At 35.3% G+C, this 23,735-nt stretch carries 20 protein-coding genes; 4 read left to right on the forward strand and 16 right to left on the reverse strand.

Annotated elements, in window-relative coordinates; translation table 11 throughout:
* The 10 genes from nrdE to pcrA all read right to left on the reverse strand — a co-directional run bounded on the left by nrdE (position 1) and on the right by pcrA (position 14,394).
* Positions 1-2,160 (reverse strand): class 1b ribonucleoside-diphosphate reductase subunit alpha, encoded by a 2,160-nt coding sequence (gene nrdE / locus C683_RS03075; RefSeq protein WP_009489886.1) that lies wholly within the window; start codon positions 2,158-2,160, stop codon positions 1-3.
* Positions 2,161-2,162: 2 nt separating this feature from the next.
* Positions 2,163-2,384, reverse strand: a complete 222-nt coding sequence (locus C683_RS03080; RefSeq protein WP_009489888.1) for a glutaredoxin family protein — start codon at positions 2,382-2,384, stop codon at positions 2,163-2,165.
* A gap of 271 nt (positions 2,385-2,655) precedes the next feature.
* Positions 2,656-4,815: a Tex family protein gene (locus C683_RS03085; protein ID WP_009489890.1), complete on the reverse strand. Its 2,160-nt coding sequence runs from the start codon at positions 4,813-4,815 to the stop codon at positions 2,656-2,658.
* An 18-nt stretch (positions 4,816-4,833) separates the two neighbouring features.
* Complete coding sequence (gene rlmD, locus C683_RS03090; protein ID WP_009489892.1) at positions 4,834-6,189, reverse strand: 23S rRNA (uracil(1939)-C(5))-methyltransferase RlmD; 1,356 nt, start codon at positions 6,187-6,189, stop codon at positions 4,834-4,836.
* Positions 6,190-6,238: 49 nt separating this feature from the next.
* Positions 6,239-7,672 carry an Asp-tRNA(Asn)/Glu-tRNA(Gln) amidotransferase subunit GatB gene (gene gatB, locus C683_RS03095; RefSeq protein ID WP_009489894.1) on the reverse strand — a complete coding sequence of 478 codons (1,434 nt, stop codon included), beginning with the start codon at positions 7,670-7,672 and terminating at the stop codon, positions 6,239-6,241.
* Positions 7,665-9,137, reverse strand: a complete 1,473-nt coding sequence (gene gatA / locus C683_RS03100) for an Asp-tRNA(Asn)/Glu-tRNA(Gln) amidotransferase subunit GatA (RefSeq protein WP_152411688.1) — start codon at positions 9,135-9,137, stop codon at positions 7,665-7,667. The genes gatB and gatA overlap by 8 nt, the downstream gene beginning before the upstream one ends.
* Positions 9,134-9,436 (reverse strand): Asp-tRNA(Asn)/Glu-tRNA(Gln) amidotransferase subunit GatC, encoded by a 303-nt coding sequence (gene gatC, locus C683_RS03105; protein WP_009489898.1) that lies wholly within the window; start codon positions 9,434-9,436, stop codon positions 9,134-9,136. Before gatC ends, gatA begins: the two co-directional genes overlap by 4 nt.
* 151 nt (positions 9,437-9,587) lie before the next feature.
* Positions 9,588-10,103, reverse strand: coding sequence for a DedA family protein (locus C683_RS03110; RefSeq protein WP_009489900.1), 516 nt, complete (start codon positions 10,101-10,103; stop codon positions 9,588-9,590).
* A gap of 19 nt (positions 10,104-10,122) precedes the next feature.
* Complete coding sequence (ligA, locus tag C683_RS06525; protein ID WP_009489902.1) at positions 10,123-12,129, reverse strand: NAD-dependent DNA ligase LigA; 2,007 nt, start codon at positions 12,127-12,129, stop codon at positions 10,123-10,125.
* 9 nt (positions 12,130-12,138) lie between these two features.
* Positions 12,139-14,394, reverse strand: coding sequence for a DNA helicase PcrA (gene pcrA, locus C683_RS06530; protein ID WP_009489904.1), 2,256 nt, complete (start codon positions 14,392-14,394; stop codon positions 12,139-12,141).
* A gap of 246 nt (positions 14,395-14,640) precedes the next feature.
* Here pcrA and C683_RS06590 point away from each other — a divergent pair, with 246 nt between their 5' ends.
* Positions 14,641-16,359 (forward strand): Ig-like domain-containing protein, encoded by a 1,719-nt coding sequence (locus tag C683_RS06590; RefSeq protein WP_009489905.1) that lies wholly within the window; start codon positions 14,641-14,643, stop codon positions 16,357-16,359.
* Between the two features lie 71 nt (positions 16,360-16,430).
* On the opposite strand, the gene pyrR is transcribed toward C683_RS06590, so the two are convergent.
* From pyrR to C683_RS03150, 5 genes are read right to left on the reverse strand one after another with little or no spacing between them, the layout of a single operon-like run.
* A complete protein-coding gene (gene pyrR, locus C683_RS03130; protein ID WP_009489907.1) occupies positions 16,431-16,958 on the reverse strand; it encodes a bifunctional pyr operon transcriptional regulator/uracil phosphoribosyltransferase PyrR in 528 nt (175 codons plus the stop codon).
* A gap of 4 nt (positions 16,959-16,962) precedes the next feature.
* Positions 16,963-17,868, reverse strand: a complete 906-nt coding sequence (locus tag C683_RS03135) for an RluA family pseudouridine synthase (protein WP_009489910.1) — start codon at positions 17,866-17,868, stop codon at positions 16,963-16,965.
* A 12-nt stretch (positions 17,869-17,880) separates the two neighbouring features.
* Positions 17,881-18,318, reverse strand: a complete 438-nt coding sequence (lspA, locus tag C683_RS03140; RefSeq protein ID WP_009489912.1) for a signal peptidase II — start codon at positions 18,316-18,318, stop codon at positions 17,881-17,883.
* Complete coding sequence (locus C683_RS03145) at positions 18,319-19,983, reverse strand: formate--tetrahydrofolate ligase (protein WP_009489914.1); 1,665 nt, start codon at positions 19,981-19,983, stop codon at positions 18,319-18,321.
* Between the two features lie 17 nt (positions 19,984-20,000).
* Positions 20,001-20,408: an EbsA family protein gene (locus C683_RS03150; RefSeq protein ID WP_040388633.1), complete on the reverse strand. Its 408-nt coding sequence runs from the start codon at positions 20,406-20,408 to the stop codon at positions 20,001-20,003.
* 29 nt (positions 20,409-20,437) lie between these two features.
* Here C683_RS03150 and C683_RS03155 point away from each other — a divergent pair, with 29 nt between their 5' ends.
* Positions 20,438-20,842: a ribonuclease HI family protein gene (locus tag C683_RS03155; RefSeq protein WP_009489917.1), complete on the forward strand. Its 405-nt coding sequence runs from the start codon at positions 20,438-20,440 to the stop codon at positions 20,840-20,842.
* 32 nt (positions 20,843-20,874) lie between these two features.
* Here C683_RS03155 and C683_RS03160 read toward each other — a convergent pair whose 3' ends face one another.
* On the reverse strand, positions 20,875-21,717 hold the full coding sequence (locus C683_RS03160; RefSeq protein WP_009489919.1) for a DegV family protein: 843 nt from the start codon (positions 21,715-21,717) through the stop codon (positions 20,875-20,877).
* Between the two features lie 257 nt (positions 21,718-21,974).
* Here C683_RS03160 and C683_RS03165 point away from each other — a divergent pair, with 257 nt between their 5' ends.
* Both C683_RS03165 and pfkB read left to right on the forward strand, forming a co-directional pair.
* Positions 21,975-22,724, forward strand: a complete 750-nt coding sequence (locus C683_RS03165; RefSeq protein ID WP_009489920.1) for a DeoR/GlpR family DNA-binding transcription regulator — start codon at positions 21,975-21,977, stop codon at positions 22,722-22,724.
* A complete protein-coding gene (gene pfkB, locus C683_RS03170; protein ID WP_009489922.1) occupies positions 22,721-23,635 on the forward strand; it encodes a 1-phosphofructokinase in 915 nt (304 codons plus the stop codon). Before C683_RS03165 ends, pfkB begins: the two co-directional genes overlap by 4 nt.
* Positions 23,636-23,735: the final 100 nt, after the last annotated feature.

The raw sequence follows: 23,735 nt of genomic DNA on the forward strand, positions 1-23,735 counted from the left end.
TTAAATCACACAACTTTCACAAGTACTTGTTCCTACTTCACGTTTATCTGCCGTATAAGTACGAACATAATAGATAGATTTAATTCCTTTTTTATAAGCGTAATTACGTAACAACGTTAAATCACGAGTGGTTTGTTTCGTTCCTTTTTTCCATGGATACAATCCTTCTGGAATTTCAGAACGGACAAATAGAGTTAAACTCATTCCTTGATCGACATGTTTTTGTGCAGTAGCATATGTATCAATCACTTTACACATATTCATATCATAGGCAGAAGTATAATATGGATATGTTTTATTAGAAAGTTTAGGTGCAGGATAATACACTTTTCCAATTTTCTTTTCTTGACGTTCTTCAATGATATTGGTAATTGGCTGTAAACTAGCACTTGTATCGTTGATATAAGAAATAGACCCATTTGGAGCTACTGCTAAACGATTTTGATGATATAAACCATAAGTTTGCACTTCTTCTTTCAATTGTTCCCAGTCTTCTCTTGTTGGAATAAAGATTCCAGCGAATAATTCAGCACCTTTTTCTGTGGTTGGGAAATGATCTTGTTCTAAATAAGGAGCGAAATATTCTCCAGTCGCATAAGTACTCTTTTCAAAATGAATAAAGGTTTCTTTGCGCTCTTTTGCAATTTGACAACTTTCTTTTAATGTCCAGTAATTTAGGAGCATGAAATAAATATCGACAAAATCTAATGCTTCTTTTGAACCGTATTCGATTTCATTTTCTGCTAAATAAGTATGTAAGCCCATTGCACCAAGACCAATCGTATGGCGTTCAGAGTTTCCTTTATCAATCGTTGGGACTCCTTTAATATGAGTTTGATCCGTAACAAAAGTTAAGGCACGAACCATTGCAGCAACCGATTTTCCAAAATCAGGACTTTGCATCAAATTCCCAATATTTGTAGAACCAAGGTTACAACTAATATCTGCACCTACAACTTCATAAGATTCATCATCGTTAATTACAGATGGAGTCTGTACTTGTAAAATTTCAGAACATAGATTACTCATAATAATAGTGCCATCAATCGGATTATTACGATTGGCAGTATCAATATTTACTACGTAAGGATAACCAGACTCTTGTTGTAATTTACTAATTTCTTCTTCTAAATGACGAGCAGACATCGTATATTTACGAATGTTAGGATTTTCTACTAAATGATCGTATTCTTTTGTAATGTCGACATAAGAGAAAGGAACTCCATATTCTTTTTCTACATCACAAGGAGAAAATAGATACATTTGTTCATTATTACGACATAACTCATAAAATTTATCTGGAATTAAAATTCCTAAAGATAGAGTTTTTACTCGGATTTTTTCGTCCGCATTTTCTTTTTTCGTAGATAAAAAGGCCATAATATCTGGATGGAAAACATTTAAATATACTGCCCCTGCTCCTGGACGTTGCCCTAAGCGTTTACTATAACTAATGGCATCTTCAAAGAGTTTCATCACTGGAACAACACCATTGGCAGAATTTTCTATTCCACGAATTGGAGATCCGTTTTCACGTAAATTATTTAGAGAAATTCCGACTCCTCCACCTAAATTTCCTAATTGAATAGCAGAGTGAATCCCACGAGCAATACTATTTAGGTTATCTTCTAGCTGAATTAAAAAGCAAGAAACTAATTCTCCGCGTACTGCTTTTCCTGCACTAGCAAAGGAAGGAGTTGCTGGTTGGTAGCGTTGAGTAATCATCTCTTCGGCTAAGGCAGTAGCTAATTTTTCATTCCCATTAGCAAAAAATAAAGCATTCCATAAAACACGTTCTGCGAAATCTTCTAAATAATACGCATTATCACGCGTCATTAACGCGTATTGATGATAGAACTTGTAAGCAGCCATAAAAGATTGAAATTGAAAATGGTGGGATTGCAATTGTTCATATAATCGTTGAATAAAAGAAAAATCATACTTTTCAATCATTTGACGATCAAGATAATTTTCTTGAAGTAAATACGTCACTTTTTCTTCAAAAGTGGGAAATGTAAGTGTATTTGGTATAATCGTCTCATTAAAGTAAGCTTCTAGCGCTTCTTTATCTTTGTGTAAGAGGATCTTCCCCTCTTTCTTTTGGTTTAATTCGTTGTTGAGACGAAAGTAAGATACGTCTTGTTTATCTTTTAAGCTCATGATTATCCCTCGCTTTTTTCTAATACTTTTTGAGGTTGAAAACCAAGAATCCATTCTCCATCGATAAATACCGCAGGAACTTGGCGAATTTGATTTTCTAATAAATAATCTTTCGCAGATTCATCTTCTTCAATGTTAATTTCCTCAAAGTCTAACTGATGTTCTGTTAAGAAACGTTTCATTAGCATACATTGTGGGCATTGATTTTTTGTATATAATTTCATCTCATCACCTCGTCATATTGATGTTACTATCATAGCATCGAAAAAAATAGAATAGTAGTGTTGTAATAAATTACTTTTGTGGTATGATATGAGTTTTCTCTTCTTTTTTGTTGTGGATAAATATTATTTTTATTAAAAAGAAATAGATAAAACAACAGAAACCTTTTATAAAATTCGCTATTGTATTTTGTGATAAACAAAGAAAAAGAGTCCCTATTTTAGAGACTCTTTTTGTATAAAATAGATTCTATATTTATAAATCTACCTTTTATTATTTTTCATTTTCGATAGGTAATAAAGATAAAGCAATTCTTTGTTTTTGTTGATCCACATCATCCACCCAAACCGTTACAATATCTCCTACTGCTACAACTTCAGAAGGATGATGAATAAATTTTTTACTCATTTTAGAAAGATGCACTAATCCATCTTGTTTTACTCCAATATCGACAAACGCACCAAAATCGACGACATTTCGAATGGTACCTTGTAGTTTCATTCCTTTTTGTAAATCACTCATCGATAAAACATCTTGTCGTAAAATTGGTTTTTCTGAAGCTTCTCGAATATCACGACCTGGTTTTTGTAGGGCTGTCAAAATATCTTTTGTTGTTTCTAGTCCCAAATTATAGGTTTGGGCAATTTCTTTAGCAGAAAGGTGTGCGAGTTGTTCTGAAACCTCTTTTGTTCCTAACTCTTGTAAAGAAATATTTTCTTCTTGCAATAATTCTTGAGCTGCTGAATAGCTATCTGGATGGATCTCCGTTTGGTCTAGTGGATTTTTCCCATCAAAAATACGTAAAAAGCCAATCGCTTGTTCATAAGATTTTGGTCCAAGTCGAGAAACGTTTTTCAATTCTTTTCGCTCTGTAAATGGACCATGCTCTTCTCGATAAGCCACAATATTTTTCGCCGTAGTGGCTGTTAAGCCAGAAACGTATTCCAATAATGCTGTACTAGCGGTATTTACATCTACTCCTACTTTGTTTACAGCCGTTTCTACCACAAAACGTAACGCTTGTTCTAACTCTTTTTGGCTTACATCGTGTTGATATTGTCCCACACCTACTGCTTTTGGTTCAATCTTCACAAGTTCTGCCAATGGATCTTGTAAACGACGAGCAATGCTAATTGCTGAGCGTTCTTCAACGGCTAATTCTGGAAACTCTTTTCTTGCAGCTTCACTGGCAGAATAAACAGAAGCCCCTGCTTCATTAACAATTGTATAATATATTGGTAAGTGGAATTCTTGGATACATTCACTAATAAATTGCTCCGATTCACGACTGGCAGTTCCATTTCCAATCGCAATCATTTCCACTTGGTATTTTTCCACCAATTGACGAATTTTTTCTTTTGCTTTTGGAATATCCTGTTTTGGTGAAGCTGTTGGATAAATCACAGCAATTTCTAACACTTTTCCTGTAGAATCAATTACTGCCAGCTTACATCCTGTACGATATGCAGGATCTAGTCCTAAGATTACTTTGCCTTGTAATGGGGCTTGCAATAATAAGTGATATAAATTTAGACCAAAAATATCAATCGCTTGTTTTTCTGCTTTTTGTGTTAGTTCTTGTTGAATTTCTCTTTCTAAAGAAGGATATAAAAAGCGAGTTAATCCTTCATGAATTCCTTGACGAATTAAGGCAGAAACCGTTGTATCTTCTGTCGCTTTTGCTTTTTTAACAAAGAAGTTTTCGATTTTTTCTTTATCATAAAGGAATTGAATTTGTAAAACCTTTTCTTTTTTCCCACGATTCATAGCTAACACACGGTGAGAAGGTACACTCTTAATAGGTTCTTGATACTCATAGTACATTTGAAAGACTGCTTTTTCATCTTCGGCCTCTTTTTTCTTTGTACTTGCAATTGAACCATGTTGCCAAATTTCTTTACGAACCCAATCTCTTTCTTTTCTTTGTTGACTGACTCTTTCAGCAATGATTTCTATCGCACCTTGTTCTACTTCTTCTTTTGTTGACACTTCGTCAGATAGATATTTTTCCCATTGCGTTTCAATTTCTTCTTGAGGATGGGCGAGTAACCATAGAGCAAAAGGCTCTAATCCATGTTCTTTTGCTATCATCGCTTTTGTTTTGCGTTTTTGTTTATATGGACGATAAATATCTTCTACTTCTTGAAGCGTTTTGGCTTCTTTTAATTGTTGCGCTAATTCCTTTGTCCATTGCTTTTGTTTTTCTAATTGTTGTTGAATCGTTTGTTTACGTTTTTCTAGTTGTTCTTCTTCTTGATAAGTATCTGCAATCTCTTTAATGGCAACTTCATCTAAAGAGCCTGTTCGCTCTTTACGATAACGAGCAATAAAAGGAATGGTATTGTCTTCCTCTAATAGTTGTTGGACTGCTTCTACCTGCCAAGGTTTATAAGAAAGGCGTGCTTGCACACGTTGTAAAATCAATTCTTCCACCGTTTTTCCTCTTTTCCCTTAATTTTGTTTATATAAAACGCCTACACATTCGACATGTGTTGTTTGTGGGAACATATCATAAGGATATACTTCATCCAATCGATATCCTGCTTCTTTAAATAAAGCGACATCACGGGCAAAGGTAGCTGGATTACAAGAAATATAAGCAATTTTTTCTGGTGCTAATTCAATTGTTGTTTCCACAAAAGAGCGAGCTAATCCTTTACGTGGTGGATCCACAAAGACAACATCTGGTTGAATTCCTTCTTCTTGCCATTTTGGTAGTACTTCTTCTGCTTTTCCAACGGCAAAATGAACATTTGTCATTTCATTTTCTTTCGCATTTTCTTTGGCATTATCAATCGCTGGAGCAACGACTTCGACCCCATAAATTTCTTTTACGTGAGGAGCTACTGATAATGTAATCGTTCCAATTCCACAATACGCATCAATAGCGATCATATCTTTAGATAAATGAGCTAAGTCAATAGCTTTTTGATACATGGCTTCAGCTTGTGGTGTATTTACTTGATAGAATGAAGGCGCAGAAATTTGGAAAGTATGTCCCAACATTTCATCTTCAATTCTTCCTTTTCCAGCTAAACAAATTGTCTTTTCTCCCATAATCACATTTGTTTTTTGGTCGTTAATATTTTGCATCACAGAAACAACGGTTGGAATTTCTTCAATAATACGTTGTGCAAGTTGTTGTCCTTGGAATAATTTTTTCTTACGTGTGACTAAAGTAACCATCATCTCTTTACTATAGTAGCCTTGACGAACGATAATATGGCGTAATACTCCTTCATGACGCTCTTCATTATAAGCAGAAACACCAAATTCTGTTAAAATACGAGCAATCACTTGTAAGGCATCATCAATATCTTCTTGTTGGATGCCAAAATTTTGAATAGAGATAAATTGATGACTATTTTTACGATAGAACCCTACTTCCATCTTTCCATCTACTACACGAACAGGAACTTGAGCTTTATTACGATAATGCATTTGTTGTGGAGAAGGTGTCGTATCATGAACTTGAACCTCATCACAATGCATTTTATGTAGGCATTCTTCTACTTGACGTTTTTTAAATGCTAACTGAGCTTCATAACGCATATGTTGAAGAGGAGCGATTCCTGTTTGGGTCCATTTCTTTTCTTCACTAGGAATACGATCTGGGCTTGTTTTATAAAATTCCATCACTTTCCCAAAGCCAAATTTTTTGCCAACTTTAAGTACTTTAATGCGAACTTCTTCTCCAGGCAATGTATTTTCAATAAATAAAGGATAATGGTCAATTTTAGCTACTCCCATCCCTTCATATGTTAAATCAACAATGGTTACATCATATTCTTGGTTTTTTTGTATCATTTTGTTCTCCTATGAATAAAAAAGGTGGAGATTGCCTCCACCCTTTTGATTAACGTTTTTCTAATTCTTCTTTGATTAATTGGTTAACCACACCTGGGTTTGCTTGTCCTTTTGTCGCTTTCATTACTTGACCGACTAAGAAACCAACTGCGCGATCTTTTCCTTTTTTGAATAGTTCTACAGATTCCGGGTGTTCATCAACAATACCTGCTACGATTGGTTGTAATTGTGCAGGATCAGATAATTGAACTAATCCTTTTGCTTCTACTACTTCTTTGGCATCTCCACCATTCGTAATTAATTCACGGAAGACTTTTTTCGCCATTTTAGAAGAAATTGTACCATCCGCAATTAATTGAATCATTTGTGCTAAGTTTTGTGGAGTTAATTTTGTTTCGCTTAATTCTAATTTCTTCTCGTTTAAGTACGCAGAAACTTCACCCATTAACCAGTTTGCTACTTGTTTTGCATCTGCTCCTTCTTTTACTGCTGCATCGAAGAAGTCAGACATTTCTACAGATAAAGTCAAGACCATTGCATCATATTCTGGTAAGCCTAATTCTTGTGTATAACGTTGACGACGAGATTGTGGAGATTCAGGCATTGTTTCTTTAATTTCCGCAATCCATTCATCAGAAATATGATAGAATGGTAGATCTGGTTCTGGGAAGTAACGATAATCACTCGCTCCTTCTTTTACACGCATTAAGATAGTTGTATTTGTGCTATCATCATAACGACGTGTTTCTTGTTGGATTTCTCCACCAGAAAGTAAGATTTTTGCTTGACGATTTTGTTCAAAAGCAATCCCTTTTTTCACGTTAGAAATAGAGTTTAAGTTTTTCAACTCTGTTTTTGTACCAAACTCTTTTGCACCATAAGGACGTAAAGATACATTGGCATCACAACGCATAGAACCTTCTTCCATTTTCACATCACTTACGCCAGTGAATTGAATGATTTGACGTAATGCTTCTAAATAAGCATACGCTTCTTCTGGACTGCGCATATCTGCTTCAGACACGATTTCAATTAATGGTGTACCTTGACGGTTTAAATCGACATAAGAGTAACCATCGGTACCGTGTGTATTTTTCCCAGCATCTTCTTCTACGTGAATACGTTCAATACGGATTTTTTTCTTTTGTCCTTCAACTTCAATTTCAATCCAACCATCATAACCAATTGGATATTTATCTTGGGTAATTTGGTATGCTTTTGGATTATCTGGATAGAAATAATGTTTACGATCAAACATTGTATCTTGGTTAATCTTACAATTTAAGGCTAATGCAGCGCGCATTCCAAATTCTAATGCCCCTTTATTGACTGTAGGTAATGTTCCTGGATATCCCCAGTCAATGACATTTGTACTTGTATTTGGATCTTCTCCATAAGTTACAGGAGAAGGAGAAAACATTTTTGAATTTGTTTTTAGTTCTACGTGAACTTCTAAACCGATGACTGTTTCAAAATTATTCATGATCTTCTCCTTTCGCAATTTCAGGTTTTTCTAGATGGAAATCTGTTGCTTTTTCAAACGCAGAAGCGACTTGATAAATCGTTGCTTCATCAAATGGACGACCAATAATTTGCATTCCTACAGGAAGTCCATCTACAAAACCACAAGGAATACTCATACTTGGTAATCCTGCTAAGTTTACAGGGATAGTTAATAAGTCGCTTGTGTACATCGCTACTGGATCTTGTACTTCTCCAATAGTAAAGGCTGGAGTTGGTGAAGTTGGTGCTAAAATGACATCATACTCTTTTAACACTTTGGCAAAATCTTCGCAGATTAATGTACGCACTTGGCTAGCTTTTTTGTAGTGTGCATCAAAGTTACCAGCACTTAATGAATACGTACCAATCATAATACGACGTTTCACTTCATCGCCAAATCCCTCAGAACGACTTTTCACATAAACATCTTCTAAGTTTTCAACGTTTTCAACACGATATCCGTAACGAATACCGTCAAAACGGCTTAAGTTAGAAGCAGCTTCGGCACAGGCTTGAACATAGTATACAGAAATACCATAAGGAGCATAAGGTAAGCTCACTTCTTCTACCGTTGCTCCTAAAGCTTCGAATTGTTTCATTGCTTCTTGAACTTTTTCTTTCACTTCTGTAGAAACTGCATCACTCATGAATTCTTTTGGTACCCCAATTTTCATACCTGCAATATTTTGTCCGATTTTAGCAGTAAAATCAGGAACTTCTACACGAGCAGAAGTGTAGTCTTTTTCATCTGGACCACAAATCGCATTTAATAATAATGCGTTATCTTCTACTGTTTTTGTAATCGTACCAATTTGGTCTAAGCTAGAAGCAAAGGCAATTAAACCATAACGAGAAACTCGTCCATAAGTTGGTTTCATTCCCACAACTCCATTGAAAGAAGAAGGCTGACGAACAGAACCTCCAGTATCGCTTCCTAGAGCACATGGAATTTGACGAGCCGCAACCGCAGTTGCTGAACCACCAGAAGATCCTCCTGGTACTTTTGTATGATCCCATGCATTTACAGTTTGTTGGAAATGAGAAGTTTCTGTACTTGCTCCCATCGCGAATTCATCCATGTTTAGTTTCCCTACTGGAATCATTCCTGCTTGGTATAATTTTTCCATAACTGTAGCATCGTATACAGGGACAAAGTTTTCTAACATTTTACTAGCAGCTGTAGTACGTAAGTCTTTTGTTACGATGTTATCTTTAATCCCTACTGGAATCCCTTTTAAGTATTCTTCTTCTTTGATTCCTTCTTCATCTATTTTACGCGCTTGTTCTAAGGCTTGTTCTTTATTTAATGTTAAAAAAGAACGCATCGTTTCATCTGTTGCTTCAATACGTTCAATATAGGCTTTCACTAATTGCTCTGAAGTGATTTCTTTGTTCACTAACATTTCATGCAATTGTAAAAGGGAACTATTTAAAACGTTCATTATTCTTCCTCCCCTTGATTTAACATAGCTGGAACTTTAATATAGCCATTTTCATGGACAGGTACATTTTTCATTAATTCGTCACGGTCCATTGGTTTTTGGGCTACATCTTCACGCCATAAGTTTTCATCAAAAATAACATTTGTTGTTGGTTTTACTCCTGTAGTATCTACTTCGTCTAAATGCTCAACCATTGTTAAAATATCGGATAATTGAGAAGTGAATACTCCAATTTCTTCTTCCGACAATTCCAATTTTGCTAAGTGAGCGACATGATTTACTTGTTCTTTTGAAATTGACACGATCGTTCTTCCTTTCTTTATAGGTTCTTTTCCATTCTAGCACAGAAAAAGGCGTCCATGCTACTTTGTAATGAAAATTCCTTGTTTTTTTCTCATTTTTTCACAAAAAAATAAAAAAGAGACGAAATTCGCCTCTTCTTTGTCTCTTTCTTTATGCTTTTTTCTGTAAATGTTTGGATAATAATAGGACAGGAATCATAATTGCCAACATGACTAAGAAAGTAACGATGACTAAATGAGATTTGACCCAAGGTAGATTTCCAAAATAATGTCCTAATAATAAACAAGCACAGACGATGATAATATTAGCCATCGTATTAATGATAATAAATTTATGATAAGCATATTTTGTTGCCCCAGCAGACATGGAAACTGCACTATGCAATACAGGAGTACAGCTCATAAGGACAATGGCCATCGGTCCATATTTTTTAAAAATTGCCTCTCCTTTTTGGATGGCTTCCTTTACTTTAGCTTCCTTATTTTTCTTTTGTGGCCATTTTTCAATGACATATTCTAAATACTTTCCTGTTAAATAATCAAAAGTATCACCAAAAAGACAACTTCCCAAAATTAATAACGCAGCAAGAGAAGGAGCAATTCCATGATATTGTGGATGAGTGGCTAACGCAGATAAACTAAATAAAATCGGTGCTAACATCGACATAAGCGTATCTCCTCTATTTTTATTCTTTGATTTTTTCTAATAATTCTTCTTCTGACCAAATAGGAATTCCTAAAGATTCCGCTTTTGTTTTTTTGGAGCCTGCTTTTTCACCAGCAATTACCAAATCTGTTTTTTGCGAAACACTTCCTGTTACTTTTGCTCCCCATTGTTCTAGCTTTTCTTTTAATTCATCGCGTGTAAAATGACTTAATTTTCCAGTTAAAACAATCGTTTGACCAGCAAAAAGTGCAGTATCTACTGTCGTTTCTTCAACGTGTGGAGCATGATATTTCATAGATACTCCTAACTCTTTTAAATGTTCAATCAACTCTTGAGCTTCTTTTTGGGCAAAATAATGTAAAAGACTGTCCGCCATAATTTCACCAAATCCATCGAGTGCTAACAACTCTTCTTTAGTTACTTGTTGTAAATGCTCCATCGTTTTAAAGGTTTGCGCTAACATTTTTGCGACTTTATAACCAATATGACGAATTCCTAGACCAAAAATTAAATGTTCTAAAGAACGATGTTTACTTTCTTCAATCGAAGTTAAAATATTTTGTGCTTTCTTCTCTTTTACTTTATCTAATTGTAAAAGATCATCTTCCGTTAAACGGTATAAATCATCCATCGTATGAATCATTCCTTTTTGGAATAATTGATCTAAAATCGATTCGCCTACACCACGAACATCCATCGCATTACGAGAAACAAAGTGCTTCATCAATTCTTTTGCTTGCGCTGGACATAAAGGATTCATACAACGAAGAGCTACTTCTTCTTTTAAATGAGTCAATGGTTCATGGCAACTTGGACAAGTTGTTGGAATGACATAAGGTGTTGCTTCTTTTGGACGTTTGCTAAGATCTACTCGGCTAATTTCAGGAATAATATCTCCTGCTTTATGTAAATAGACGGTATCTCCTAAACGTAAATCTTTTTCTTGAATATAATCTGGATTATGCAAACTTGCTCGAGAAACGGTTGTTCCTGCCACAAAAACAGGATCCATAATTGCCGTTGGGGTCACGACCCCTGTTCTTCCCACGGTCCATTCAATTTCTCGTAAAACGGTTGTTACCTCTTCTGGTGGGAATTTATACGCAATTGCCCAACGAGGAACTTTAATGGTTGTTCCTAAATGAGCTTGTGTATCTAAAGAATTTACTTTAATGACAATCCCATCAATATCATAAGAAAGTTCATGACGTTTTTCTTGCATTTCTGTAATGTAGTCTTCAATTTCTGCTATCGAATGACATAAACGATCATGAACATCCACAGCAAACCCTAATTCTTTTAGCTGATGTAAGTTTTCTTCTTGTGTTGTCACTGATAAACGGTCATAATGAGCAATTTGATAAATGAACGAAGATAATTGACGTTCTTTCGTTACTTTTGCATCTAATTGACGTAAACTTCCTGCCGCTGCGTTTCTTGGATTAGCAAAAGGAGCCAATCCTGCCTCTTCTTGGCGTTGATTTAACTGTTCAAAAGAACGCTTAGACATGTAACATTCTCCACGAACCTCGATAGATAATTCATCCGGTAATGTTTGAGGAATATCTTTGATTGTTCGAATATTATGAGTAATATCTTCACCAATTACTCCATTTCCACGTGTAGAACCTTGAACTAATTTTCCTTTTTCATAGCGTAAATTAATCGCCAAGCCATCAATTTTCAATTCACACATATACTGACAAGGTCCCACTTCTTTTTCTACTCGTTGAATAAATTGTTCCAATTCCGCAAAAGAGAAGACATCGCCCAAACTTAGCATGGGAATTCGATGACGTACTTTTTCAAATGGTGTATTTTGAATTTCATTGGCACTTCCCACTTCTGAAGTAATCGAATCTTTCATTTTATATTGTGGATATTGTGCTTCTAAAGATAATAATTTTTGATATTTTTCATCATAGATATGGTCTTCTACTAAAGGAGCATCTTCAACATAGTATGCTTTAGCATAACGTTTCAATTCCTCTTGTAGTTGTGCCATTTCTTTTTGGATTTCATTCATGAACTCACCCTATTTCTTTTTTTCAATTGGCGCATATTTAGCCATTAATTTTCTTGTTTCTCCAAGACTATTAAAGAATACTTCCAACTCTAATTGATCTCCAGAACCTTTCGTATTCAATACTGCTCCTTCACCCCATTTACGGTGGATGACTTTATCGCCTACTTGATAACTTTCTTTTTCAGCCCCAGATAAAGTTTTATGTTCTACAATCTTTTGTAGTGGTTGACGATATCCACGATTTTTACGATATGGATTTTTATTTTCTGTCATTGTATTTTTAAAGCCAATTGGATTTGGTTGAATCGTATTTAAGTAACGGGCATCAATCTCTTCAATAAAGCGAGAAGGAGAATTATATTGTGTACGTCCAAAGAACATACGACGACGAGCGTTTAATAAAAATAGACGTTTTTCAGCACGAGTAATTCCCACATAGGCTAGACGGCGCTCTTCTTCAATTTGATCTTCTTCAATTTTACTTGGGAAAAGATTTTCTTCTAAACCAACGATAAAGACAACAGGAAACTCCAATCCTTTTGCAGCATGAAGCGTCATAAAGGCCACACTATCTGGAATTTCTTCTTCTTTAATATCCATATCAGATAGTAAGGACAAGTCATTTAAAAAGGCAGAAAGCATTGTTTGTCCTAATTCTTTTTCTACTTCTCCACGTTCCCAACGTTCTACAAAAGCACGAGTAACGGATTGAAACTCTTTTAAGTTTTCCATGCGAGTCTCATTTTCTAACCCTTTGCTTTCACGAAGCATGTCATAATAGCCACTTTCTTCTAGAACTAAGTCGACAAATTCTGTTAAGTCCATTTCTTTACTTAACTCTGCCCAACGTTCTACTTGTTCTGCAAATTGTTCCATTTGACCTACTGCTTTTCCACGGATTCCTGCCATACTTGCATTTTTACATGCTTCAATCGCAGATAAACCTTGTTCTTTAGCAAATGCTAAAATCTTTTCTAAAGAAGTAGCCCCAATTCCTCGTTTTGGCGTATTAATAATTCGACGGAAACTAATCATATCTTGGGGATTAGCAATCACTTTCAAATAAGCAATTAAATCTTTAATTTCTTTGCGGTCATAGAATTTTAATCCTCCCACCATATGATACGGAAGATTAAATTGCATAAACACATCTTCTAAAGCACGAGATTGCGCATTGGTACGATATAAAATAGCCATTTCATGGTAATGGAATCCATCAGCAATCAATTCTTTCATTTTTTCAGCGATATAAATAGCTTCTGCTTTTTCATCATCAGCTGTATAGTAAGTAATCTTTTCGCCTTCTTCATTATCGGTCCATAATTGTTTCAATTGATCTCCCTGATCATAGTTGTTTTGAATTACATTATTTGCAGCATTTAAAATCGTTTTTGTTGAACGATAATTTTGTTCTAATAAAATCTCTTTTGCTTTTGGATAATCTTTTTTGAAATTCAAAATATTAGTAATATCTGCTCCACGCCAAGCATAAATACTTTGGTCTGCATCTCCTACAACACATAGATTTTGATATTTTGCAGCCAATTGTTGCACTAATAAATATTGTGCATGGTTTGTATCTTGATACTCGTCGACATGGATATAGCGGAATTGTTCTTGATACTGTGCAAGTACTTCTGGAAACTCCTCAAAAAGAGATAGAGTTAACATAATTAAATCATCAAAGTCCATCGTATCATTACGTTTCAATTCTTCTTGGTAAGCTACATAGCATTCACAAGCAATTTTTTGCAAAATATGAGTCGATCCTTCTAATTGTTTTTGGACTTCTTCTGGGAAAATGGTTTCATTTTTCCAACGACGAATATAAGACAAAATAGCATCTGCACTGAATTTCTCTTCGTCATAATTTTTTTCTTTTAAAATACGTTTCACAATTGTTTTTGTTTCAGAAGCATCCAAAATTGAAAAGTTTGAATGATATCCTAATTTTTCAGCATGACGGCGTAAAATGCGGACACACATACTATGGAACGTAGAAACCCATAAATCACGACTACTTGGGCCAATCAGATTTTCTAAACGTTCCTTCATTTCACGCGCTGCTTTATTTGTAAAAGTAATCGCTAAAATATTCCAAGGACGTAAATCCATATGTGTAGATAATAAATATGCAATACGGTGAGTTAACACACGAGTTTTCCCACTTCCTGCGCCAGCCATTACAAGTAATGGCCCTTCTGTATATTCAACCGCTTCTTTTTGTTGCGGATTCATTCCAATAGTAAATTGATTTTCTGTCATGATTTTTCCTTCTTTTCTTCTTGTATTCTTTACTATTGTAGCAAAATTCTCCTCTTTCCTTCTACTATTTTTCTTGGATTTTTGTCTTTTCTTTTTAGAATTTATTCCTTAAAAAATAACAAAACAAATGAAAATATCTCATATTCAACATATGATTAAGAAAAAATAGGAACTGGCCGCTAGGAGCTAGAATCGGACACAACAATATGTAAACGCTATAATTTCTTAGCGAAAGGAGAGATTGATATGAAAAAGATAGTATCAATGTTTTTAAGTCTTTTGCTCTTCCTTAATTTTCTGACTCCTGGAATTTGTGCAGCAGCACAAACAAATAATCCAGGTGAGGGTCAAGTAGAAGTCACAAATATAACAACTGGAGCACAAAATGTCACTGATGGACAACGTGTAACGGTAAATGTGGACTTTGCGGGAGGTCGAAATGTTAAACCAGGGACAAAGTTAACCATTAACATTCCTCAACCTACCAATGATAAAGCAGGCTTATATGGTGTGAAAAGTACTTTTACCATTGACGGAAAAACAGCAAATGGTCAAGATGTGAAAGATATCGCAACCGTGAATATTCAAAATAATCAAGCGGTTGTTACATTTAATAATAATGTTTCTAAGTTACCAAATGGATTTACAGGTCACTTCACTTTCTCAGTAGAAGCCCAATGGGCATTAGAAGGAACATCTCAACAAACACAAGATGTCAAAATTGAAGTGAATGGTAAATATATTATCATCCATATTGTCCCAGGTACAACGACAGGTCCTGGACAAAATCCTTCTGGTCCGATTACCGCAAATATGGTAGAAAAAGTAGGACATAATGGGAAAAATGGATTAATCAACTGGCAAATTCAAGGAGCTACAGCACAAAATGCAACTGGAAATGTAGTTATTCATGATACACCAAATGCGACACCAGGTGCCTCATTCATTCCAAGCTCTTTCCATTTATATATCACACCTGCAGGTTCTACCCAACAATATCAAGTGGGATATACAAAATTAGTCCAATTAGGTTGGTTAAAAGTAAATGGTAATAGTTGGTCTCTTTCTGTTCCAGCTAAATATTTAGCAAATACAAATTGGATTGTTTATTATCAATGTAAACCTGATTCATTGAAAAATGGACAAAATTATACGAACCATGTCGTTGTTACTACTAATCACCAAACCGTTAAAGATGATTATGTATTGAAAATTACCGACCAAGGATCTGGTGGTATTACCGGAAATGAAGGTTCTTCAAGTTCAAGTTCTTCAGCTACGAAACCAACAACTCCAAGTAGTAGTTCAAGCAGTAGCTCATCCAGTTCAAGTAGTTCTAGTTCTTCCTCCAGTTCAAGTAGTAGCTCATCTAGCTCAAGTAGTAGTTCATCAACTTCATCTACCCCTGTAGATACAAGTTCAACTCCTGCCACTTCAGGCCCTTCTGGAGATACAGGAACTACAGGTACCTCTGATGAACCAACTGGTAACAAACCAAGTGGTAATAAACCAGGTCAAAGCACTGGAAACAAACCAGGTAATAAACCAAGTCAAGGCACTGGTAACAAACCAGGTAATAAACCAAGTGGTAATAAGCCAAGCCAAGGTACTGGTAACAAACCAAATACTGGTACTACGCCAGGACAAGGTGAATCTGGTCAACCTTCTTCAGGACAAGGATCTAGTTCTCAATCTCGTCCTAATGGAACAGGTAGCCATTCCGGTAGCCAAGGGGGAAATACAGAAGTAGTAGATACAACAATCGACGACACAACAGTTGATGATGTCAACCAAAATACTCGACCAAATACGGGTAGTGTACAAGAGTTTGATAAAGATGTATTACCTCAAACTGGTGCCCAAAAAGAAAGAAAATTAGTCCTTTTAGGTACTTCTTTCCTTGTAGCCGCTAGTGGAATTTCTTACCTATGGTATCGTCATAAAAAACAAAATCGTAAAGCATAGTACGATAAAATAATAGTACGATAAAATAAAAGAAGCTCTTCGTTAACGAAGAGCTTCTTTTTTGATGCAATTTATTTTAAATAAATACCATCTTTACCATCGGTTTCTTCTAATAAGACTACAATTTCTTCTGATTTTGCAGTCGGGATATTTTTCCCTACATGGTCAGCACGGATAGGTAATTCACGATGACCGCGATCTACTAATGCTACTAAAGAAATAGATTGTGGACGTCCTAGATCCATTACTGCATCTAAGGCTGCACGAATGGTACGACCCGTATATAATACATCATCTACTAAAATAACTTTTTTATCTGTAATAGAAAAATGAACCGCTTCTTGATTAGAATAAGTAGTGTCTTCTTTTTTATCATCGCGGTACGCAGTAATATCAATACTTGCGACAGGGACTTTCGTATCTTCTAATTCTTCTAAACGTTTTGCAATGCGTAAAGCAATATCACTTCCACGAGAACGAATTCCTAATAAAACAACATCTTCTAATCCTTTGTTCTTTTCAATAATCTCATAAGACAGACGAGTAATCATACGTTTCATAGCTTCAGCATCAATAATTTGTTTCATTGTCTCTGTCATCTGCTTATTCCCCTTTACGTAATTTCTCTAATGTTTCTTGGAATAATTTTGGTGGTTCTACAGAAAACTGCATCCATTCTCCCGTCGTTGGATGTTCAAACCCAAGTTCTTGAGCATGTAAAAATTGCCCTTCTCCAGCTAAAGTTTTCTTTGGACCATACAATGGATCTCCAGCTAAAGGATGTCCAATATAATTCATATGCACTCGAATTTGATGCGTACGTCCAGTTTCCAACTGACAAGCAATTAAAGTATAACGACCAAAGCGCTCTAGTACTTCAAAGTGAGTGACTGCTGGACGTCCTTCTTTAATCACTGCTTGTTTTTTACGATCTTTTGGATCACGTCCAATCGGTGCATCAATTTTCCCTTTGGCATGATCAATATCTCCATGAACAATCGCTAAATAACGGCGATGGCTCGTTTTTTCTGATAACTGCTTCGCTAATGATTCATGACTTTGATTATTCTTCGCTACCATCAATAAGCCAGAAGTATCTTTATCGATACGATGGACAATTCCTGGACGAATTGTGCCCTCTTCCATTTCTGATAATTGCGTATGATAAAGTAATCCATTGACTAATGTTCCATCAGGATGTCCTGGAGATGGATGTACAACCATTCCTTGCGGTTTATTAATGACGATTACATCTTCATCTTCATAAATAATATCTAACGGAATATTTTGTGGCTCTGCAGTTAGTGGTTTATCCTCTTGTGGCGTAAAGGAAATTTGGTCTCCTGTAGCTACTTTATAATTGGATTTAGTTGGTTTTCCATTAACTGTCACGATGCCTTCTTTTACCCATGTTTGTAATTTGGAACGAGTATATTCTGGGAAAAGATTCGCTAATACTTTATCGATACGTCCTTTTTCTGTTGTAATCGTATATTGTTTTTCTGTCATTGTTTCTCTCCCTTATTCTTCTTTCACCAAATAGAACATAATGCAGACCACACCAATACATAAAGCAATATCTGCAATATTAAAAACCGGAAAAGAGAATAATTCTAAATGAAACATATCTACTACATAACCTAAACGAATACGATCAATCATATTCCCTAGTGCTCCGCCTAAACATAGTCCTAGACCAATACGTAACCATGGACTGCGATGGCGATATTTATATAGTAAATAAATGATTACTAAACTTGCGATAAACGCAATTAAAAATAAAAATCCTACTTTTCCTTGAAAAATACTCCATGCAGCGCCTCGATTTTGTAAATACGTCAAATCTAATACAGGGTTATGCCCAACAATATCTCCTAAAGGAATATGTTGGACAACCCAAAATTTTAAGGCTTGATCAGCTAGTAAAACAAAGGCACTAATCATTAATGGAATAACCAATTAAAACAACCCCTTAATTTTTCCATTTTCATCTACATCCATATTTAATGCGGCTGGTTTTTTTGGTAACCCTGGCATTGTTAATACTGTACCTGTTAAGGCAACAATAAATCCTGCTCCTAATTTTGGAATAAAGGAACGAATTGTAATCGTAAAGTCTTTTGGTGCTCCTAATTTCTCTGGTTGGTCGGATAAGGAATATTGTGTTTTTGCCATACAAATTGGTAAGTGATCCCAACCGTGAGCTTTAATTTCAGCTAATTGTTTTTGTGCTTCTGTAGTTAATACAAAATCTTTTCCGCCATAAGTATGAATGACAATTTGTCGAATTTTTTCTTCTAAAGAATCTGCTTCTGTATATAAAGGTGAAAACTCATGTTTTTCCTCGCAAGCTGCAATTACTGCTTTGGCTAACTCACGACCACCTTCGCCACCTTTTGCCCATACTTCTGTATCTACCGCAACTACTCCTAGACGAGCACAGAAATCTTTTACCCAAGCAATTTCAGCTTCTGTGTCTGTAACAAAGCGATTTAACGCAACAACGACAGGAACTTGATAACGTGTCAGACTTTGAATATGTTGTGCTAGGTTGGCACTTCCTTTTTCTAAAGCTTCTAAATTTTCTTTTGTTAAGTCTTCTTTTGCTACTCCACCGTTGTATTTTAAAGAGCGAATAGTGCTGACTAAAACAATAGCTTCTGGACGGTGATCTAGTCGTTCACTAACGATATCTAAGAATTTTTCTCCACCAAGGTCTGCTCCAAAACCAGCTTCTGTTACAGTATAATCTCCTAAGCGTAATGCCGCTTTTGTTGCCATAATACTGTTGCATCCATGAGCAATATTCGCAAATGGACCTCCATGAATAAAGGTTGGCGTATGAGCTAAAGTTTGTACTAAGTTTGGTTGGAAGGCATCTTTCAAAAGAACAGTTAACGCACCTTCTACTTTTAAGTCACGTACATAAACAGGTTCATTATTGTAGTTATAGCCAATTAAGATATTACTTAAACGTTCTTTCAAATCAGAAAGAGAAGTAGCTAAACATAAAATCGCCATAATTTCACTTGCGACTGTAATATCAAACCCATCTTCACGTGGTACACCTTGCATAGGTCCCCCCAAGCCAACAACAACGTGACGTAATGCACGGTCATTTAAGTCTACACAACGTTTCCATAAAATTTTGCGAACATCAATTCCTAATTCATTTCCTTGTTGGATATGATTATCAATTAAAGCCGCTAAAGCATTATTGGCAGTCGTAATGGCATGAATATCTCCTGTAAAATGCAAGTTGATATCTTCCATTGGTACTACTTGGCTATATCCACCACCAGTCGCTCCACCTTTGATTCCCATTACAGGTCCTAAAGAAGGTTCACGTAACGCTAAAGTTGCATTTTCCCCTTCTAAACGTAAAGCATCAGCTAAACCAATCGAAACCGTTGATTTTCCTTCGCCACTTGGCGTTGGATTCGTAGCAGTAACTAAGATTAGTTTTCCTTCTTTTGTTGGCATGTTTTCCCATGCTTTATCATTAATTTTGGCTTTATAATGGCCATAACATTCAATTTGTCCTTCGGTTAATCCTACTTCTTTTGCCACTTTAGTAATGGGCCATAATGTAGCTGCTTGTGAAATTTCAATATCTGACTTCATCTTTTTCCCTCTTTTCTTTATTTATTTTCAATTTTGATTCCCTTTGCTTGAAATGATTCCATCAATCTTTCTTTTTCTTTTGGCCAAAGATGGATAGAAAGCATGGATTTATCTTGCAAATAAATAATACACATTCCTTGTTTCCATTGAACTCCTTCTATTGATGTATAGGGGATGTCCCTTCTTTTTTTGGGCCATACGGAATTCTTTTTTAGTGATTTGTCTGTGAATTGTAATTGTTGGCGATAAGCGATGATAACTAAAAGAAATGCTAAAAGTCCACAGCTAATCGACCAAACATTTGGTTTTCCTACTTCTAATGATATAATGACCACAAGACATATTAAAAATAAAGTAAGAGACCAATAAGTGATGTTATGATAACGATCAAAACAATAAAAAATTTTTTTCTCTTTCTTTTTCATTCTATACCCACCAATCGAAAGGAATTTCTATGATTAGATTATATGTAGATGCGTCCACGAAAGGAAATCCTGGTCCTTGTGGTGTCGGCATTGTCATTCTTAAAGATCAAGAGCAACTGCAAATCAGTCAGCCCTTAGTTCATAATTATACCAACCATGAAGCAGAATTCATAGCGTTAATTACTGGACTTAACATTCTTTTAGAGCATCATTGGGAAAATGAATGGGTTTCCATTCATAGTGATAGCAAAATTGTCGTGCAAAGCATTGAGAAACAATACACAAAAAAACCAGAGTTTCAAAAGCTTTTAAAAGGAGCTTTACAGCAGCTCCAAAAATTCCCACTCCACTCTTTGACTTGGATTCCAGAAAAACAAAACCAAGGAGCGGACCACCTTGCTCGCCAAGCATTACAAAAAAGATTAAAAGAATAAAAAAACAACACGAATTAACGTGTTGTTTTTTCTTATTTTGTACAGTACATAATCGCAAACGCACCTTGTCCTGTATGTGTCGCTACAATTGGTGTAGTTTGCAATACAGGGATGTACATATCAGGATACATCTCTTGCATTTCAGCATGAATTTTGTTGGCTAATTCTAAATCTCCAGCATGAGAAATACCAATTTGTGTCACTTCTTTTGTACGTAGATCTTCTTTAAATTTATTTAACCAACGTAAAAAGAATTTTTCACCACGACCTTTGCCCATTACTTCTAAATTAGAATCTTTCATTTGTAAAGTAATACGAATGTTTAAAAAGCTAGATAAGAAACCAGTAACACGATTTACACGTCCACCTTCAACTAAGTTACGTAAATTGGCCACTCCTAAGTATAAGAAGCTTTGCTCATCACGTTGACGTTCAATCGCTTCAATAATTTCTTCTTTGCTTGCGCCTTCTTGTGCCATTTTAGCGGCATGAATGGCTAAAAATGCTTGTGTTTGATCGATAAAATGAGAATCAATTACCGTAACATCCGCATCCGCAATGGTAGCTGCTTGACGAGCACAGTTCACTGTACCACTTAACGTTTCTGCTAAATGAATGGAAATAATCGCACTACCGTCACGACCTAATTCATTATAAAGTTCAATAAACTCTCCAAGTGGTGGCTGGCTAGTCTTTGGTAGAGACTCACTTTCAGCCATTAAATCCATAAATTCATCACTTTGGACCGTAACCCCATCAACATATACCACATTATCAATCATCACTGTCAAAGGAATGACATGGATATCAAATTGCTCGACCCATTTTTTCTCAATGGTTGCTGCGGAATCTGTTACAATCTTAACTTTTTGCATATAAGCTACCTCTTTCACTGGTGGAAGAGTTCTCTCTCCCCTATTTACAATTCATTTTATCACGTTTTTTCTTCTTTTGGGAAACGAATTATTGAGTTTTCACGGATTTTATTGGATTTTTTTAAGAAAAGCAAAATTATCTTCTACTCTTTTTGCTCTTTTTTGATTTATTTTGATTGTTTTTATATATTTTTTGCATTTTTGTGATTGATTTTGAATTTTCTCTATGATAAGATAAGAACGAAAGGAAGATGAAAATGCTTACAATTGAAAGACAAAATCAAATTTTAGCAGCGCTACAAAAACAACAATTTGTACGCACTAACGAATTAGCAGAAGAATTAAATACTTCTCTTTCTACCATTCGTCGAGATTTAAAAGAAATGGAAGAATTGGGATTACTTCGTCGTTGTCACGGAGGAGCACAACTCGTTTCTAGTCGAATTGATGAAGAAAAGTTAAGTGATAAAACGACGTTCCAAATGGAGGCAAAATTAAAAATTGGCGTGGTTGCAGCGAAGAAAATTAAACCACGAAGTGTCATTTTCTTAGACGCAGGAAGTACAACGTTACAAATGATTCCTCATCTAGCAGGAAAAGAAATTACAGTGGTAACGAATTCTATCATCCACGCAAATCAATTAATGCAACATCATATCCCTACCTATATTATTGGCGGAATGATTAAAGAGAATACACAAGCAATTATTAATACTACTGCTCTTGAGCAATTACAACAATTTCACTTTGATTATGCTTTTGTAGGAGCGAATGCGATTGATGTGCAAGATGGTTTTATGACTCCAGATCCAGAAGAAGCAAGTATTAAAAAAGTTGCAATTCAACATAGTGGCCAAGCTTATGTGTTAACTGATCATACAAAATTTGATCGCTCTTCCTTTGTAACATTTTCTGCCTTGGAGGATGCAAAAATTATTACTGATTTTTGCCCTGAAGCTCTACGTCAAGAGATTCAAGAAAAAACACAATTGGAGGAACTATTATGATTTATACTATCACCCTAAATCCTTCTATTGATTACGTGATTCAAATGGATCATTTGGAACTAGGTACAGTAAATCGTATGGACACTGATTTTAAATTTCCTGGTGGAAAAGGAATCAATGTTTCTCGTATTTTACAACGTTTAGAAATTCCAAATACAGCTTTAGGATATGTCGGTGGTTTTACTGGAGCTTTCATCACCAATGAATTAGCTAAAGAAAACATTACGACTGATTTTATCTCGATTGCTGAAGATACACGTATCAATGTGAAGATTAAAGCTCAACAAGAAACAGAAATTAATGGTGCAGGTCCAATGATTTCTGAAGCAGAGCAACAACAGTTATTTGACCAATTATCTCAAGTAACAAAAGAAGACATCATTGTTTTTGCTGGAAGCACTCCCAAAAACTTAAAAGATGGTTTCTACCAAAAATTAATTCAGTTTGTCACAGAAAGAGGCGCTCAATTTGTTATTGATACTACAGGAAAAGATTTAGAAGCTGCTTTATCTTTCCGCCCTCTTGTTGTAAAGCCAAATAAAGATGAATTGGCAGAATTATATCAAACTACTTTTGAAACGCAAGAAGATATTTATCCTTACGCTCAAAAATTAATGGCAGAAGGTGCTCAACAAGTCTTAATCTCTATGGCTGGAGATGGTGCTCTTTTATTTGAAGGAGAAAACATTTACTTTGCAGCTCCTTTGAAAAAACCATTAAAAAATTCAGTCGGCGCTGGTGATTCTATGATTGCTGGGTTCACAGGAACTTATGCACAAACAAAGAATCCATTAGAAGCCTTCAAAATGGGCGTTGCTTGCGGAAGTGCTACTGCTTTTTCTGATGACTTAGCTACGGCAGACTTCATTCAAGAATGCTATAACGAAGTTGTCATTGAAAAAATTAAATAAGAAAGAAAAATAAGAAAGAAAAAAGAAAAATACAAGATCCCCTCGTACAGATAAAAGAAAGATATATAAGATACAAATAAAAAAGGAAAAATTAAAATAT

The sequence above is a fragment of the Catellicoccus marimammalium M35/04/3 genome, from assembly GCF_000313915.1.
Lineage (GTDB): Bacteria > Bacillota > Bacilli > Lactobacillales > Catellicoccaceae > Catellicoccus > Catellicoccus marimammalium.